Here is a 14,860-nt window from a genome sequence, read left to right as displayed (position 1 = left end):
ACGGTACACCTGCCGCTTTCATATGACAGTGACAACATATTATTTTTTTACAGCCTTTATTGTTTTAGCTGTTCCGTTCTTAAGGATTACTTTGATCAAATAAGCACCTGCTGGCAACTCCTTTAATGAAACTGATGCTGAAGGATTGATAATTTCCTTTACAATCTTTCCGGAGAAATCATAAACAGCCATTGAAGATACCTTTTGTTCAGAAGATATATTGATCATATCTGTGAATGGGTTAGGGTATACTGTCAGCTCAGGTTTTGTCAACACTTCGCTTGTACCCAGAGATCCGTTTTCCCAATTGACATCATCAATGTAGTATGATACGTTTGTACTGGTTGCATGATCACTGCGGATGGCAAGCCTAGCGTTCGCTGGTACTGTAGCAGGTACGTTTACGGTATAATAATTGGCGTTATATGATGTATTTGTTATATCTAATTGTTTGATCAAAACAAAAGATTCTGCATTGGTTGGATCTGTTACATAGCCTACTTTTAGTTTTCCTGTGTTTACGCTACTGTATGCCTTGAATTTTAACTGATGAGTTCCTGCATTGACATTACTGAATTCCGGTAAAACAGCAATAGCAATATCACCACTGGAAACAGATCTTAAATTGATATGCTTGGTCCCTGAAGCAGCTGGTGTACTGCCGTTAATAGTACAAGAAGCAATGACTCCAACGGTTATTTTTCCCCAACAAGGTGCATTGGTAACAAGTCCCACATTATAAGAATCAAAGTTTTCAGATAAACTTGAAACCGGAGCACATGCTGTAAGAATGGAAGTAATATTATTCCATACTCCCTGATCCGTGTTGCTGCATCTTGGTCTTACCCAAATATGATAGGTTTTGGCAATATTAAGATTAGAAATTGTATACGTAGTGCCCTGAACATTACTTACACTCGGTGGAGTAGATGCCGTTGGAAGTGTATTATTCAGACTATAATAAATATCATATCCTGAAGGAGAAGAAGCAGATGCTGCCCATTCTAGGTCCACAGAAGTACTGGTAATATTAGACGTTGTAATAGTACTTATAGGAAGGCAGCTTGGCTTAGGTTCCCAATATACTTCATCCCAATATATATTCACTGCAGGTATGCCGCTGTGTCTGATAGCAAGTCTTGCTGTAGAAGGTACCGTATTAGGGATAATAACATTATATTCATATCCATCATAGTTTTTATTCTTGATATTCACAGACTGAATAGTAGTAAATGTTGAAGCATCCGAATCGTTGGTAACATATCCGATATCCAATACACCAGGATCACTGTTTACTCTAGCTTTAAATCTCAGCCAGTGAGTTCCTGCATTTACATTACTAAACATTGGAAGAACAGCTATTGAAAAATTAGCCGCACTTAATGAACTTTGTGTCACACCCTTTGAATTATTTACCCCTGAGCTACTGCTTATTGACATATAACCTGGTCCCAGTTTATCCCAACAGTTCGCAGTAGCTCCGGTAACTGCTTCAAAGTTTTCAAACATAGAGGTCATAGGATCGCATTTTGTAGTGAATGTTCCTCTTAAAGACCATACGCTTTTATCCGAAGCGCTGCAAACAGATCTCGCATACACATAATATGTGGTAAAGGATGATAGTCCGCTGATGCTTGCAGATGTTACACTACTTGTCCCTGAAGGAGAAGTAGTTGCTGTTGGTGGAGTCGTTGAGCTTGTATAATAATATTCATATCCGCTTCCAGGGATAGTCGTGGGTGCTTCCCATGATATTGTAGCAGTTGAATTGGTGATATTGGATGCCGTAAGAGTTGAAGGAGCAAAGCAGGTCGGTGCAGAATCAATTTTCAGGCTGAAATCCACAAATCCACCATAGTTATTGGGACCACATGGGTTTACAGGATTGGAAAATGTACTTGCTGACTGTACTCTTATTCTATAAATGCCCGGTTCTTGACTGGGAGGAATAAAGAATTGATCATCAACCGTATTAAAAGGAGAAGGTCCTATTGGGTCTTCATAGAAATCATCAAAATCTCCATCTGCATTCCAGTCTACCCAAACATAAGATTTACTGCCTCCGGAGCTGTGTTCCAGATGCACACTTACAGTACTCCCCGGATAAGATGTTACCATCTGGCTAGAATTATCTACATAAGCCTGATAAGATGTCGCATCATAATATATAGCCCCCTGATCAAAAAAAATAGCATTCTTCAGATAATTATTCTGGCTTGAAGCTCCGGCTGTAGGAGTACAATAGGTCTGGGCACTCAATTGCCAGGATGGAATAAGTAACGCCATCCATAATAGGTATTGCTTTCTCATTTTTATTATTTATATGTTAAAAGAATTTATCATTGTCAATATTTATTTTTCAGTGAAAATCCTAAGGATATTTTATGATCTGCCAGAAGATGAATAAGTGAAATCTGAATATCTGTGTACAGGTTAAAATGTAAAAACCAGATTCGTGATTATTTAATTATAGTCTATTATTTGTATGATTCTTTTTAAGAAAATTGTAAATAAGTCTAATATTTTTAATCTATTTGATGCTTGGGACAATATTAACATTATATTTGCGCTTTGTAAAGAAATACGCTTGCATATTTCATTGAATTTACAAGAATTAAAAATGTAATTATTTGAAAATTAACTGCTTGTGAATTTTTGTTTACAGTAGTGATGATAGGTAAGATATTGGGGGAAAGTAGAAGAAAAATAGGATCTTTTTGGAAAATAATAGGGAAAAATAATACGATGGTGTTATTTTTAATAGTATTGTGTCCTGCCATTATAAGGGGGCAATCTGGTCCTGATTTTAACATTTTAACGGATAGGGCTTTTCAGAAATTATATCAGAATCCGGAAGACTGCATAAGATATTCTCAAAGCCTGTTAATTAGTGAAAAAAATATTGAACATAAAACCATTCTGCGAAAAACCATCTCCTGGGCATATGCAATGCAGGGAAATTATGTACAGGCAGTCAATACTTCAAATCAAAAAGAAGACGACAGTCAGGAAGTAAAACAGTCCCGTTTTGTAAGAGTATTTGGTAACTTTAATCTTGCAGACCAATACCAGAATTTAGGATTATATGAACAGTCGAGAAATATTATTGCCGGAATTTTGGCAGATCAGGATCTTCTGACCAGTAAAAATTTAAAGGAAAGAATGACCTTGTCAAAGCTGTATCAGCTTCAGGCAATCAATGACGGTGTTTCCAAAAAGTATGGTGAAGCGCTGAAAAATTTCGATATTAGTGATCAGTATTTGGACTACGATAATGAGGAAAATAAGATTACAAGACAGGAAAATACTATTTTTCGGGCATTGTATCTGATGAGAGCCAATAGGCGAGAAGAATCTAAAAAACTGCTTGATGAGGTGATTCATGAGATTGAAAATCAGGGAGACTATGCTTTTCTTGCTGCATTTGCTTACGAAGCATTGTCACAATATTACTTTTCAAAAGAAGACTATCATACTGCAATACATTATTTAGAAAAAGGATTTTCCAGAATTGAAGATCTACCTTACAACGATTTAAAGCTTATATTTTACGAATTATTTACCGAAAACTATCTTGCCCTGAATAACGGTGAAAAATATTCGTATTACAATAACCTGTATTCTGATTTAAAGAACAAACTGGATTCCAACAGGAAAGAAGGAATACAATATATCGTTAAGCTACTGGAAATCTATCATAAAAAGAATATCGAATACCAGAAACAAAACAAATCAATTCAGGTAAAGATTATTATCAGCATTACCTTATTCCTTATTTTAGGAACTATAGTCGGCTTTTATTACGAACAGAGAAGAGGAAAAGATCTGAGAAAACAGTTAGTTTTTTTTGAAGGACAAAGAAAAAGAGAAATCTCTGCATCGATTTCAATTGCTCATGAAGAACCATTGATAAAAGTAAATAAAACATCAGAAAAAGACCAGGCAAAGGTATCGAAGGAAAAAGAAACTGAAATTCTTGAGAAACTTAAAGAATGGGAACTTACCGATAATTATTTAAACAAAAACATGTCGATTTCTATTCTTTCTGCTGAAACGGGAATCAATACGAAATATTTATCAGAAGTAATTAATAACAATAAAGGAAAAAACTTTAACGGATATATCAATGAATTAAGAATCAATCATATTGCTTCCCTTCTGAGAACAGATCCTGCCTATCTCAATTATAAAGTAAGCTATCTTGCGGAATATACAGGATTCTCTTCACATGGCGCATTTACCAATGTTTTTAAATCCATTACAGGAATGTCTCCCAATCATTATATTCAGGAAATTATAAAGAATAAAAAATCATGAAACTGTTTATCAAGATTCTCTTTATTGTACTTTTAGGTTATCAGACCGGGTTTTTTGGGCAAAATATTTCTAATGATTCCCTCATTAAAAAGGCAAACCAAGAAATATACAACAATCCTGACAATGCTGTAAAAATAGCTAAAAAATTGCTTCAGAAAGAGAAAGATGTTAACAAATTGGTTAAGATTTATTTAGTCCTTTCCATAGCAAATATTGCCAAAAGAGACTTTGATGAATCCCTGAAAAACCTTCTTGTAGCAAGAGAACTTGTCCAGAAAACCAATAGCCTGAATATAAAAACCAGTGTATTGACTTCCATTGCCATGCAGTATCAGCAGATGGATTTTTACAGCAAAAGTCTTGAAACATTAGATGAAGCAGAAGAGTATCTTATACAGCTTCCGGACAACGATCCTTACAAATATTTTGAAACAGCAAGAAGCTATGCTTTGCGGGGGATGATTCATAAAAGCCAGTTTAATCCGGAAATTGCGCTCCAGGAATTCCTCATTGCAGCCCGGAATTTTGAAAAAGTAAAAGAAAAGGAAACTCATTTTAACCAAAGTATTGTGTATTACAATATTGGATATTGCTATCTGCTTTTGAATCAATTGAATAAAGCCGAAGGAGCCTTCGTGAAATCTTTGGAATTTGCCCGTTTTATCAATGCAAATAGTTTAGAAGCATTTGCCTTGAAGGGACTTTCGGAAGTGTATAAGAATAAAAAGGAAAACCAGACTGCAGTTGATCTATTGGTCAAAGCGCAGGAACTTTCCCAAAAAATTGGTGACCTTACTCTGAATGAAGGAATCTATAGAGAAATGGCGGAGAATTATCTTGCCATGGGAAATCAGCATCTTTACCAGGTTTACAACGGGAAATTTTTTGAAGTAAGTTTTAAGAGAGAGCAGAATGAATTAAGTTCTATCAATCATGCTATTGATGTCCATAATAAAGAAATGCGTAAAAAAACGAAGGAAATTGCATATAATTATAATATTCTTATTGGAGTTGTAGTGGCGGTTGGACTAGTGATAATTATTACCTTGCTTTATATTACTTTAAAAATAAAGAAGAAAAACAAAAGATATCATGATGAAATACAAGGTCTTATCTGTTCCTGATTTTAAAAGCTGTAAAACTCTTCCGAAAACAAGATCAATGTAAAAATGCTCGTTGCTCCTATATTCATCACTATTCCTATAGAATAACTACGTTTTTCCGGAGCAGAACGTTCTGTGTTGAGGCGTTTTTTTAAGTTGTTGATTTTTATATTGTTGCTTTTTTTGTACATATATTGTAACAAGCATAAACTTTATATGTATAGGAGTTGTTATTGAAATAATTATGAGCTTAGCTGAGGATTGTCCGATATTTGTTTTGGAATTTGATATGAGTTTATTAAAGCCCAAAAAACACAAACAAACAAGAGCACGTAATGATGAAGGTACAATGCGGAATAGAAATATTCCGCATTTATTTTTACTCTTCAAAACAACTATACACGAAGTAGTTCGTTTCTATGCATCCGTTTAGTTCACTTTATTTTCTCTGGTTCTTCAGAATTAAATTATTATCTAATTTATAACTAAATCCTTTTGCAAATCTAAAGGTATTCGTGGCGATTAAACTTTTCTTGCAGATCGTACAGATTTTTCGATAATGAATTAAAGAGGTGTATATATTTTTTTAAATGCATAGGGCATAGACTTATGGGTCAATAAAATAATTTGTGCATTAGTGGCAATTAAAAAGCAAGTTTAGCCAGATTCAATTTTATCGAAGAAAAAATCCTCGCGCCTTAAAGCATAACTAAGATAAATAATTTGCGTCTTTGCACTTTCCAATAAAAAAATTACTACTTTTATATCAACCAAGTAAACAATTCGTTTTGAGAACAGCTCGTAAACCTATTATCGCTTACTATTAGCCTTCAAAACCACAGGCTAATGATTCTTTCGTTTGGGCAAATCTACCCGAACAGGTTCTTATGTATCATATTATTTATCGTATTGCTGATAGAGCAGCTGTATTTTGTATTCCTTTTTGATATTTATACTGATCAAATTTGAATAGAGAATAGATGCTAAGCTTTTGTGCATTTATTTTTCTACTGTACCAGATGCTTACGATTGGTAATGCGTGAATAATATGTAAAAATCTTACAAAGAATATTAAGCACGATAATAATGAGTATACAGTATATATGGGAGATCAACGCGAAAAATACTCCTACCTTAAAAAAGAAATGCAATCATTGTGACAGCGACAGATTTCATTGCAGTGATAAATTCAGATTAAATGCCCAGAAAAAAAACATTGATATATGGTTAATTTACAGATGTGTAAAATGTAATAACCGCTACAATATGACTATATTCTCGAGAATCAGAACAGAATCTATCAGTAAAGATATCTTTAATAGATTTTCAGAAAATGATACCGATTTGGCTTGGGAATATGCATTTTCACAGGAGATAAGACGAAAAAATAATGTTGAAGCTGATCTTGAAAGTGTAGAATATGAGATTCTGTATGAAGAAATTTTAGAAGAGCAAATGGAAAGTTCAGAAGATGAGATATTCATCTTTAAAATTCATAACCCTTTTGATTTTAACCCCCGGATATCAACAGTTGTCAGAACATGTTTACACCTTTCATCAGGCAAACTGAAGCAATTAATGGATATGAAGGGCATCTTTGTTCATGGAAAACCATTACAAAAGAAACATAAAATAAAAAACGGAGATATTATTCAGGTGACAAAAGAAAAATTAAAATTCGTCTTACAAATCGAAAACATACATCCGGAATTAATAATCTCAAAATAAAAAATGGACCGTTTCAGAAGAAGCGGTCCATTTATCTTATATGGTAAATCTTTAAGAAATTTAAGAGGAAAAATCATCCAGCATATCAGCTGATGGGACAAAAAATAAAGTTCCCGTCTGAGCTGTACTGAAATCCAGAATACGGTCATAATTTCCTGGGGGATCACCAATAAACATATTGGTCAGCATTTTTTCTACCGTGCTGAAAGTACTGGCATAACATATAAAATAAGTCCCCATTTCATTCGTGGAAACATTTCCGAAAGGCATATTATCTCTTACCACTTTAAAATCATCACCAACATTTGCTAATGCGATATGAGAGTTTTTAGGCTTTACCTCATTATCCATCTCAATATCTTGTTCCTTTGATCTTCCGATTACTTTTTCCTGATCTTCCACAGAAAGAGACTTCCATGCATTCATATTATGGATGTATTTTTGTGTGAAAAGGTAGCTTCCTCCTTGATACCCAGGATCTGCTTCTCCGATAACGGCAAAATAATCACGGTCTTTACCATGCGGATTCTCTGTACCATCCACAAAACCTAAGATTGATCTGCTATCCCAATAGCGGAATCCCTGAACTTCTACCACACAATCTGCAATGTCTTTCATAAAATCTGAGATCGTAGAAGCCATATCATAGGCAAAGCTTTTCTCGTCTGCACGAATATGAAAATGAAGATCACCTCTCGTACTTACAGCAGTGTGTTTGCTACCTTTTATTTCCTCAAATTTTTTAAACTCTTTAGGAAGCGGAGTAGGAAGTTCCAGTTGCAGCCATGCTTCATATCCAATACCCATCACAACGCTTGCCTTTGAATCCGGGAAACGGTCGAGAGCAGAATTATTAAGGTTGATAATCAAAGCGCACATTCTCTGAAATACAGCTTTAATTTTGGAAGAATCGACATCCTGTTTAAAGTTCCAAACCAGAAAATAGGTATTGTTGTTAGGATAATCGGTAACGTTTTGAGAATTCATCTTGTTTGGTGTTTCGTTTATTGACATTTTAAATTATTTCTGATCAATCAAATTTAATAAATGATAAAGAGATTACATTACAGTATTCCTTAGATACACAATTTATGACATTTTTTTCACAAATTACAGCAGAGACTTTTATATTTTCTCTCATAAAACAAGGCTTAAAATGAGTATTATTGTAATAAAATTAATCTTCAATAAAATAGTATGGGACATTGGGAGATTTTTCTGTTATTTTTGATAATAGCCTTTGTGTATTCATCGGTAGGATTTGGAGGTGGTTCCAGCTACCTTGCTGTTTTGGCGATGTATGCCCTTCCTTACCAGGAAATAAGGTTAACAGCATTGATATGTAATGTCATTGTAGTAGTAGGAGGTGTATATATTTATATTAAAAATAAACAGGTAGATTGGAAAAAAGTACTCCCCATTACACTCGTCAGTGTTCCCATGGCTTATCTGGGAGCTATTCTGAAAATCAGTCAGGAAACATTCTTCCTGATTCTGGGGATTACGCTCATCATTGCGGCAATCTTATTATGGGTAAAAACAGATGCTAAAGTAAATGAAGAGACCCTGCAGGATTCCAGAACATCCTTATTGGGAAACAGTTTTCTAGGAGGCGGAATTGGCTTTTTGTCCGGTTTAGTTGGTATTGGAGGCGGAATTTTCCTTTCTCCATTGCTTAATCTCATGAAATGGGATACTCCGAGAAAAATTGCAGCTACTTCCAGTGTTTTTATACTGGCTAATTCTTTGTCTGGAATTGTAGGACAGTTGTCAAAATTATCAGTAGATATGGATTATTTCAGGATTCTGAGCTTATCTCTGGCTGTTTTAGTTGGCGGACAGATCGGTTCCAGAATGTCTCTGAAATGGAACCCTTTGATTATAAAAAGAATGACGGCTATACTTGTATTGGTTGCAGGTATAAATGTTTTGATAAAATATTTGTAAAATTTATTTTAAAGAATATAATGAAACTTAAAATACTAGCTTTTGGAATAACGAAAGATATTTTGGGAGCTGCAGAAAAAGAATTGGAAACACAGGATGATCTGAAGGTTGGTCAGCTAAAAAGAATACTGGAAGAAAACTTCCCTCCGTTAGTAAAACTGAAATCCTATTTCATTGCTGTAAATGAAGAATATGCAGAAGATGATCAAATCATTGTATACACAGATGAAGTTGCTCTTATCCCACCTGTAAGCGGAGGATGATTTATAAGCATTTGAACCAAAAATTTGTGCATTCGTGGCGATTTACCGTCATTAGCAAACAATAAATTCCGATGTAGAATCAAAGGCATAAAAAAGAAATAAATGGTCGATATCAAAATCACAGATAATATTTTAAGCATAACCGAATGTCTCACCTTGGCTGAAGATCTGAGTAGTGGTGGCATTGCAACATTTATAGGAACAGTTCGTAACATTACAAAAAATAAAGCGGTAGTTCGGCTGGAATATGAATGCTATCAGGCTATGGCTGTAAAAGAAATCAGAAAGATTGTGGACCAAGCTACATCCCGTTTTTCTGTGCGTAATATCGTTGTACATCATCGTACCGGAATTTTGTTTCCTGGTGATGCTGCGGTAATAATTGTGGTAAGTGACGGACATCGAGATGCGGTTTTTGAAGCTTGTCGTTATGTAATTGATACCATAAAGCAAACCGTTCCTATATGGAAAAAAGAAATTTTTGAAGATGGTGAAGAATGGGTTTCTGCACATCCATAGTTTGAAGGACGAAATTTCGTATATTTACTATACCAGATTATTAAGATATGAAAACCAATATATTAGAAAATAAATCTGTACGGCAGATCGATATTGTCAAAGTAAAAGAAGACAACAGTTTTCCTTATACAGATGATATTTCTGTAGAAGAACCCTTGGAAATCCGTATTTCTTATGGAAAAGATCAAAGGGAAACTAAAAATATATCCGTCACCATGCGGACTCCCGGTAATGATACCGAACTTGCTGCCGGTTTTCTGTTCACAGAAGGAATTATTTCAGAATATCACCAGATCAGAAATATAGATCATCCCACTGCCGAATGTTCCAGAAATAGAGAAAACATCATTGAAGTAGAGCTGGCAGATGATTTTGTTCCTCAGCTTAAAAATGCAGATAGGAATTTTTATACCACATCCAGTTGTGGAGTCTGCGGAAAAGGCTCTATCGAATCCATAAAAACAGTAAGTACTTTCCAGAATATTGAACGGGAACAACAGGCTATAACATTACAAACGATATATCAGTTATCCGAAGACTTACAGTCTTTCCAGAATAATTTCAGTGCAACAGGCGGTATTCATGCATCTGGTATTTTTGATTTTAATGGGAACCTACTTGCTTTACGAGAAGATGTCGGAAGGCATAATGCATTGGATAAACTGATAGGACATGCTTTGTTTACCGGACAACTTCCATTGAAAGATCATATTTTGGTACTCAGTGGAAGAGCCAGCTTTGAACTGATTCAGAAAGCAGCTATGGCAGGAATTTCTATTGTTGCGGCAATAGGAGCACCGTCCAGTCTGGCAGTTGATCTCGCTAAAGAGTTTAATATGACTTTGCTGGGGTTTCTCAGAGATAATAGGTTTAATATTTATAATCAAAGCAGCTTCCACAAAATAATCGAAAAATAACCACCACGCCACAAAAATCATTTGTGCATCTGTGGCAAAATAAAAAGTTATCGCCACGAATGCACGAATAAAGATAATATAATAGCATAGATTAAGCAGGAACGTAAGTGGATATGTAAATTAAAATAATCACGCAGGACGAAAATGATTCGTGCATCTGTGGCAAAAAATAAAAGATTAGTAATCAAAATATGATAGCCACGGATACACGAATAAGAAGAATAGAATAGTATAAATTATATCCTTTAAGTAGGAATGTAAGTGGATATATAAGTTGAAATAATCACGCAGGACGAAAATGATTCGTGCATTCGTGGCAAAAAAATAATAACAACCATGGATACATAAATAAAAATATGGGTCCGTGGAAATAAAAAACACATAATGAATGAAAGATTTAGTTTACAAACAGGAGTCCTATGCAATAATTGGAATTTGCATGGAAGTACATAATAATTTAGGATCTGGATTTTCAGAAATCGTTTATAAAGATGCCTTGGAGTACGAAATGAATCAGGCTGGTATCTTATATGAAAGAGAAAAAGAATATGCTATACATTATAAAGGGACTTTGCTTCCACATAAATTTTATGCAGATTTTGTCGTATTTGACAAAATAATATTAGAAGTAAAAGGAACCGCAGATATTGCTGATGAACATATTGCACAGTCTATTAATTATTTAAAAGTATCTGAAAATAAACTGGCTTTGATTGCAAATTTCGGGGAAACGAAATTGAATTATAAACGAATAGTTTTATAACCACGAAACAAAAAATATTCGTGCATTCGTGGCAAAATAAAAAGTTATTGCCACGAATGCATAAATAAAAATAATATGATACTATAAATTATATCCATTAAGTAGGAATACAAGCGGATATATAAATAGAAATAATCACCGCTGCATAATCATTCGTGAATTCGTGGCAAAATAAAAAGTTATTGCCACGAATGCATAAATAAAAATAATTTGATACTATAAATTATATCCATTAAGTAGGAATATAAGCGGATATATAAATAGAAATAATCACCGCTGCAAAATCATTCGTGAATTCGTGGCAAAATAAAAAGTTATCGCCACAAATGCACTAATAAAAATAATTTGATACTATAAATTATATCCATTAAGTAGGAATATAAGCGGATATATAAATAGAAATAATCACCGCTGCATAATCATTCGTGAATTCGTGGCAAAAAGTAAAATATTAGTAATCAAAATATAATAGCTACGGATACACTAATAAAAAAGTATATCTGTGGTGCAAACAGAAATAAGGATATGAAAATTAGAATAAAAGATAACTCAATAAGGTTTCGGTTAACTCAATCAGAAGTTTCAGAATTGGGTGAAAATGGAATTGTTTCCAGTTTCACAGAATTTGTAGACAGACCATTCATCTATGCTATAGAAAAAACAGATGATCGTGCATTATCGGCTGCTTTTATTGAAAATAAAATTGTAATGAAAATGCCCGCTGCAATGGTTGAGGAGCTTGTATCTACAGATATTGTCGGATTTGACGGGCAGGCTGGGCTTGTAAAGCTTTTGGTAGAAAAAGACTTTGTATGTATAGACAATACAATGGAAGACCAAAGCGATAACTATCCGAATCCCAATCTTAAATGTTGATCACTTTACAAAATCAAAGGCTATGGAAGAAAATAACAAAAAGAGAGTAGAAGAAAAAATCCACAAAGAACCTAATGCGGAAAATCCTTTTACGTTACTTGATCTTAAGCTGACACATGTTGAAAAAGCTGCTGCGGGAGTTCCTGCTGTAATGGCTGCTTTTAGTGATTTATTTGAAGAAAAAGCGCCTATCAGAGGTATGAGAGCCCTGTTCAAAATGAACCAGATGGGAGGCTTCGACTGTCCGAGTTGTGCCTGGCCTGATCCTGATGACGAGCGTTCTGTTCTTGGAGAATATTGTGAAAACGGAGCAAAAGCGCTAGCCGAAGAAGCAACAACAAAACGTGTAACCCCTGAATTTTTCAAACAGAATTCGGTATACGATCTTGCTAAGTTAGATGATTATCAGATCGGGAAAATGGGAAGACTTACAGATCCCATGTACCTGGCTCCCGGTGCTACCCACTATGAACCAATTAGCTGGGATAATGTTTTCAAAAAAATAGCCGAACATTTCAATGCTTTAGAATCTCCTGATGAGGCAGCTTTTTATACTTCGGGACGAACAAGTAATGAAGCATCCTTTGTGTATCAATTATTTGCTAAAGAATTTGGAACCAATAATATGCCTGACTGTTCCAATATGTGTCATGAAACCTCAGGATCTGCCTTACGCCCAACCATTGGAATTGGTAAAGGAACAGTAACGTTGGAAGATTTTTATGACGCTGAAGTGATTATAATTATCGGACAAAACCCTGGAACCAATGCCCCAAGAATGATGAGCGCTTTGGCAAAAGGAAAGAAGAACGGGGCTAAAATTATTGCCATTAATCCCTTGCCTGAAGCAGGATTGATGGGCTTTATTAATCCTCAGAGTGTAAGAGAAGTCATTACAGGCGGTGTACAATTGGCAGACCTTTATTTACCTGTAAAAATCAATGGAGATATGGCTTTACTTAAAGCTTTGGAACTTCTGTTGATTGAATTTGAAAAGAAAAATCCGGGTAAAGTTTTTGATGAAGAATTTATTCAAAACAAAACAGTAGGATACGAAGACTTCATGAAGCAGTTTGATGACTACAAACTGGAGGAACTGGCTGAACTTTCAGGAGTTTCTAAAGAAGCATTGCAACAAGCAGTGGAAATGATTGCCTTTAAAAAACGTATTATCGTCAGTTGGGGAATGGGGCTTACCCAACAACCGAACGGAGTAGATATGATTCGTGAAATCCTTAATATTCTTTTATTGAAAGGAAGTATCGGAAAACCAGGAGCTGGAGTCTGCCCTGTACGTGGTCACAGTAACGTGCAGGGAAACAGAACAATGCTGATTGACGAAAAACCTACAGATGAACAACTTAACCGTCTTGAAAATTTCTATGGTTTCAAAGTACCCCGCAAACATGGATATGATGTAGTACGTGCTATAAAAGCTATTCATGAAGAAAAAATAAAAATGATGTTCTGCATGGGAGGAAATTTCCTTTCTGCAACACCGGACACTACCTATACAGCAAATGCACTCAGAAAGCTCAAACTTTTGGTATGCGTTTCCACAAAGTTAAACAGGGGACACCTTGTACATGGTAAAGAAGCATTAATTCTTCCAACGTATGGCAGAAGTGATAAAGATATTGTAAACGGAGAAATACAGATCGTCACCACTGAAAATTCAATGGGAGTTGTTCAGAGTTCAAAAGGAATGCTGGATGCTGTATCGGATAATCTGATCAATGAGACTCAAATTGTTTGTCGTATGGCTATGGCAACGCTGGGAGAACGTTCTGTTATAAATTGGCAACGTTATCACGATAGTTATGATGCCGTAAGAGATGACATCGAGCAGTGTATTCCAGGATTCACAGATTATAATGTTCGCGTCAGACAAAAAGGAGGATTCTATCTTCCCAACCCAGCGAGAGACGAACAAAGCTTTTCCAAAGAATTAGGCGGACGTGCACCATTTACATTAACAGAAATACCTGATAATACCCTTGCTTCCGATGAATATATGATGGCAACCACACGTACCCATGATCAGTTTAATACAACTATTTACGGGTTGGATGATCGTTATCGTGGAATTAAAAATGAGCGTCGTGTGATATTCATGAACCAGATAGATATTGATAAAGCAGGATTTAAAGCAGGAGATAGAGTAGACCTTTACAATTATGATGATGGAATCGAAAGAGTAGCACCGTTATTTATCATTGTTTCCTATCAGATCCCGGAAAAAAATACAGTTACCTATTTCCCGGAAACCAATGTTTTGGTATCTGTAAATAATGTAGTAAAAGAAAGCAATATGCCTGCTTCCAAGTATGTTAAAATCAAAATCAAAAAGCATGACCCTGAAGTGTATAAAAAAGTAGACGAAATGCTTTATCAGGGAGCTATTCAAAGACCATAATTATTCTTAAT

The 14,860-nt window shown here is 35.0% G+C and carries 12 protein-coding genes; 10 read left to right on the top strand and 2 right to left on the bottom strand.

Going from position 1 to position 14,860, the window contains the following annotated elements; genetic code table 11:
- Positions 1-39: 39 nt before the first annotated feature.
- Entirely contained in the window at positions 40-2,310 is a 2,271-nt protein-coding gene (locus BW983_RS13145; RefSeq protein ID WP_076552376.1) for a fibronectin type III domain-containing protein, read from the bottom strand.
- A 435-nt stretch (positions 2,311-2,745) separates the two neighbouring features.
- Between BW983_RS13145 and BW983_RS13140 the strand changes: the two genes are divergently transcribed.
- The 3 genes from BW983_RS13140 (at position 2,746) to BW983_RS13125 (ending at position 7,148) form a co-directional block, all read left to right on the top strand.
- Positions 2,746-4,317 (top strand): helix-turn-helix domain-containing protein, encoded by a 1,572-nt coding sequence (locus tag BW983_RS13140; protein WP_167369984.1) that lies wholly within the window; start codon positions 2,746-2,748, stop codon positions 4,315-4,317.
- Positions 4,314-5,441 (top strand): tetratricopeptide repeat protein, encoded by a 1,128-nt coding sequence (locus BW983_RS13135; protein ID WP_076552374.1) that lies wholly within the window; start codon positions 4,314-4,316, stop codon positions 5,439-5,441. The genes BW983_RS13140 and BW983_RS13135 overlap by 4 nt, the downstream gene beginning before the upstream one ends.
- 1,065 nt (positions 5,442-6,506) lie before the next feature.
- Positions 6,507-7,148, top strand: a complete 642-nt coding sequence (locus BW983_RS13125; RefSeq protein ID WP_076552372.1) for a DUF1062 domain-containing protein — start codon at positions 6,507-6,509, stop codon at positions 7,146-7,148.
- A gap of 60 nt (positions 7,149-7,208) precedes the next feature.
- Here the strand turns inward: BW983_RS13125 and BW983_RS13120 are convergent, their stop codons facing one another.
- Positions 7,209-8,135, bottom strand: coding sequence for a Dyp-type peroxidase (locus BW983_RS13120; RefSeq protein WP_076552649.1), 927 nt, complete (start codon positions 8,133-8,135; stop codon positions 7,209-7,211).
- 210 nt (positions 8,136-8,345) lie between these two features.
- Between BW983_RS13120 and BW983_RS13115 the strand changes: the two genes are divergently transcribed.
- The 7 genes from BW983_RS13115 to BW983_RS13085 all read left to right on the top strand — a co-directional run bounded on the left by BW983_RS13115 (position 8,346) and on the right by BW983_RS13085 (position 14,849).
- Positions 8,346-9,095 (top strand): sulfite exporter TauE/SafE family protein, encoded by a 750-nt coding sequence (locus tag BW983_RS13115; RefSeq protein ID WP_076552371.1) that lies wholly within the window; start codon positions 8,346-8,348, stop codon positions 9,093-9,095.
- A 20-nt stretch (positions 9,096-9,115) separates the two neighbouring features.
- Positions 9,116-9,358: a MoaD/ThiS family protein gene (locus BW983_RS13110; RefSeq protein ID WP_076552370.1), complete on the top strand. Its 243-nt coding sequence runs from the start codon at positions 9,116-9,118 to the stop codon at positions 9,356-9,358.
- Positions 9,359-9,460: 102 nt separating this feature from the next.
- Positions 9,461-9,877 (top strand): molybdenum cofactor biosynthesis protein MoaE, encoded by a 417-nt coding sequence (locus BW983_RS13105; RefSeq protein ID WP_076552369.1) that lies wholly within the window; start codon positions 9,461-9,463, stop codon positions 9,875-9,877.
- A gap of 47 nt (positions 9,878-9,924) precedes the next feature.
- Positions 9,925-10,794 (top strand): formate dehydrogenase accessory sulfurtransferase FdhD, encoded by an 870-nt coding sequence (fdhD, locus tag BW983_RS13100; protein WP_076552368.1) that lies wholly within the window; start codon positions 9,925-9,927, stop codon positions 10,792-10,794.
- Between the two features lie 388 nt (positions 10,795-11,182).
- Positions 11,183-11,557 carry a GxxExxY protein gene (locus tag BW983_RS13095; RefSeq protein WP_076552367.1) on the top strand — a complete coding sequence of 125 codons (375 nt, stop codon included), beginning with the start codon at positions 11,183-11,185 and terminating at the stop codon, positions 11,555-11,557.
- Between the two features lie 525 nt (positions 11,558-12,082).
- On the top strand, positions 12,083-12,433 hold the full coding sequence (locus tag BW983_RS13090; RefSeq protein WP_076552366.1) for a DUF7009 family protein: 351 nt from the start codon (positions 12,083-12,085) through the stop codon (positions 12,431-12,433).
- A gap of 22 nt (positions 12,434-12,455) precedes the next feature.
- The gene (locus BW983_RS13085; protein WP_076552365.1) at positions 12,456-14,849 is read left to right on the top strand and encodes an FdhF/YdeP family oxidoreductase; all 2,394 of its coding nucleotides are present in this window, start codon (positions 12,456-12,458) and stop codon (positions 14,847-14,849) included.
- The last annotated feature ends 11 nt before the right edge of the window (positions 14,850-14,860 follow it).

The sequence above is a fragment of the Chryseobacterium ureilyticum genome, from assembly GCF_900156735.1.
Taxonomy (GTDB): Bacteria; Bacteroidota; Bacteroidia; order Flavobacteriales; family Weeksellaceae; genus Chryseobacterium; species Chryseobacterium ureilyticum.
The sequence above is the reverse complement of the archived record's forward strand: the minus strand, read 5'-3'. Positions and strand labels throughout refer to the sequence as shown.